We start from the raw sequence: 3,001 nt of genomic DNA, 5'->3' as shown, positions 1-3,001 counted from the left end.
CGCCAGTACTAACCACTTTAACCGCCGATCCTTCCTTTTCCATCTGGGTATTGAGACTGTTGAGCAAAATGAGCGGCTGTAATCTTTCTAAATCCCGAATAACCTCTTGAGTGTTAGCATAGTTCCCTTCGATCTTGACGTTAAGAGTTTGACGTTTGAGCTTATTATTAACCGCGCTACCGAGGGAACCATCGGAAACCACCACTGGTTCTGGTCCTTGGGGTTGGAAACTAATCAGCTTAACATTGCGAGACTTAAAGATCTTGCTAATATCTAAGAGAATTGTGCTTAAGTTCTTTTCTTGAGCGAAAAGCGCGAGAATTTGCTGTTTAGTTGCCTCTTTTTGTTGCAACTGACTCTCAATTTTTGGTAATTCGGCCGGCCCGAGACCGCTTTTTTGTTGATCTATCTGTTGTTGTTTGCCGGCTGCATCGTTTTGCAACTGTTGCAAGGCATTATAAGCAGGCATCACCCAGTTAAAAAGCAGATAGAAAGAGCCAAGTAAACCTAGCACAGCGGCAGCGATGCCACTATTGCGGGGAGTAAAAGTTATCCCGAAAGCGATAGGATACTCCTCAAATTCCTCAAATTCGCGATCTTCAAATTCTTCGGTAAAGGTCATGGTTGAATGGCTCCTTGGCGTTTGAGAGTATTAATCCTAGTGATAACTCCGAGTGCTCCATTCCGGGTAAGATTGAGCAGTTGTTGAGTAGCGGGAGTATCACTTAATTGGGCGGTGATCACAAATTGAACCGCTTGCGGGAAACTCACACTAATATTCTTGTACTGATTAGCCACCTGTACGGGCAAATCGGCCAGGGCAGCACTTTCGATCACCGTTTTCTTACCCTGTAAAAAAGGGGAAGCTTGCAGGGTTAAGAGATAATCATTGACTGCTTCGTAACTACTGGCAAAACCACTGATTTTTAACTGAGTAGCCCGATTCGGTTGCCCTTGATCTGGGGCAGCGGGAACCTCCACCTGCTGCACAGTGGTTAGCTGGACGCTAGGGGGAGTTTGTTGGCGAATTTCTTGAAGAATGGCTGACCAAGGCCTAATCTGATTGAATACAGTTACCAGAGATTGATTTTCTCCTTCTACTGCCGTTAATTGCGCTCTCAGGTCTTCTAGCTTTTTGCTTTGGGCTTGCAGTTGACCTAATTCCGCGTCCAGTTGCTGAATTAGGGCCTGAGTTTCGCTGGTTTGCCAACCGACGCTTAAACCGAGTAATCCCGTCAGTGCTAATAATCCGGCCCCCACTCCCACACCGATCAACAGGGGTGTTTGTTTACGCAGGTTAATAGCGGTGGAAATCTTGGCCGCGGGGGTTCCTTTCCCCGTTTGGCTAAGATGGCGATCCTTAAGAAAATTAACGTCAAGACTATACATAATTTTTGTCTATACCTCCCGTAATCCTAAACCGAGAACTGTTCCTAATCCCGGTCTTTCGGTATTAGGAATCTCTTGAGTTGTATCTAAGTTCAGTGATGCGATCGGATCGATTGCCATGGTGGGGACGCTGAGACGTTGAGTAAAGTATTCGTCTAGTTGCGCTAAACCGCCCCCGGGACCTGCTAAAAGTAATTGGACGATTTCCAGTTCATCACTTTGGTTAAGATAGAAATTAATCGATCGCCGTAACTCATCGGTTAATTCCCCTAAAACGCGCATCAGTGCCGTCATCCCAGCGTTAGTAGGGGCCCCAGAAGTGCCGGTATTGGTGCTAAGACTATCAAAGGCAGTAATCGGAATTGTCATCCCCAAAAGAATCTCAGGACTGCGGGAGGTGGGCAAATTCATCGCCCTGGAGAGGGCATTTTGTAGCTGGAAAGTGCCGATGGGGACAGTGCGGGAAAATTGGGGAACGCCGTCCACCACGATGGCAATTTCCGTGTTATCAAATTCTATATCAACAATAACGGCGGCTTCATTGGAACTAAACTGTCGCAAATGCTCGCGAATCGTCCGAATTAGGGCAAAACTATTAATTTCTAGCACATCTACCTGTAATCCTGCCTGTTGGAAGGTTTCCATATAGGCATCGGTAATCTCCCGACGAGTAGCAACTAATAATACTTGTACTTTTTCGATCCCGTCTTCATCCTGAAAGTAGCCTAGTTTTTGGTAGTCGAGATCCACTTCCTCGCGAGGATAGGGAAGGTATAAACTAGCCTCATGATTTAAGACCAGATTTCGCAATTCCTGATCGTCCAATTCCGAGGGAATGGGGATCATCCGGATCATTGACTCGCGCATCGGCACACCAGTAGCGACTCGTTTGCTGTTAATTTTATTTTCCTTGAGGAATTCTTGGATTAATTCCGCTAAAGCGGGGGAATCGACGATTTTTCCCTCCTCAAAGATGCCTTCCGGGATATCCGACCAACAACATTTAACTAATTTATAATTTTGTCCCTGTTTGGCGATCTGAGCTATGTTAATACGCTCCGGGGTGATCTCTAACCCAACACCTTGAGGTTTTTTTGTCAATAGCTTTTTAAAAAAACTTACCATAGATTTTCCTGGGCAGCTCTAAGAGAATTAGTGATTAACAAAGCAAACAATTTTTTGACCTGATTTCATTTAGTCCCGATCAAGGCAGTAAATCAGTCTATCAACGATCCTGACTGGGTAAATTACCCAGAAAAGGTAAAAATCGAGAAGGAGAGAAGCTATTTCGTCCCTAAATACTAACCAGATTATCCGTGTTCAGATCTAGGTTAATCTTAACTGGGTGAGAGGAGAGGAAGTGCTTATTGATGGTGATATTGTAATCAATTTTGGTGAAAGAACCAAGTCCAAGCCAAAAATTGGCCATTCCCCCCCCCTTTTTTTTCTGCTCCACTAGATCAAGCCAGCCAAGCCTAGTTAGGGTTTGCGGCAAAAAGTTTTTCCTGGTGCCACAGGGTGTGGGGTGTGGGGTTTTACCCATTTTCAGGTGGTCAATTACCTAATTTTCAGGGAAAAAGTCCCGGAATTTTCCCCCCCATCACTCCAATGG

Annotated in this window: 3 protein-coding genes; all 3 read right to left on the bottom strand. The window is 45.3% G+C overall.

Annotated features, from left to right (window positions below):
* Positions 1 to 622 (bottom strand): pilus assembly protein (locus IQ242_RS21180; RefSeq protein ID WP_193961307.1); only part of this gene is annotated, 622 nt, incomplete at its 3' end.
* Positions 619 to 1,389: a PilN domain-containing protein gene (locus tag IQ242_RS21175; protein WP_193961306.1), complete on the bottom strand. Its 771-nt coding sequence runs from the start codon at positions 1,387 to 1,389 to the stop codon at positions 619 to 621. The genes IQ242_RS21175 and IQ242_RS21180, both read right to left, overlap by 4 nt.
* 9 nt (positions 1,390 to 1,398) lie before the next feature.
* Complete coding sequence (pilM, locus tag IQ242_RS21170; RefSeq protein WP_193961305.1) at positions 1,399 to 2,514, bottom strand: type IV pilus assembly protein PilM; 1,116 nt, start codon at positions 2,512 to 2,514, stop codon at positions 1,399 to 1,401.
* Positions 2,515 to 3,001: the final 487 nt, after the last annotated feature.

Origin of the sequence: Microcystis sp. LEGE 08355, from assembly GCF_015207185.1 — a bacterium.
Taxonomy (GTDB): domain Bacteria; phylum Cyanobacteriota; class Cyanobacteriia; order Cyanobacteriales; family Microcystaceae; genus Microcystis; species Microcystis panniformis.
The sequence above is the reverse complement of the archived record's forward strand: the minus strand, read 5'-3'. Positions and strand labels throughout refer to the sequence as shown.

Coding starts and splice junctions, on each gene's coding strand:
- IQ242_RS21175 (WP_193961306.1), bottom strand. CDS start 1,389: ATGTATAGTCTTGACGTTAATTTTCTTAAGGATCGCCATCTTAGCCAA.
- pilM (WP_193961305.1), bottom strand. CDS start 2,514: ATGGTAAGTTTTTTTAAAAAGCTATTGACAAAAAAACCTCAAGGTGTT.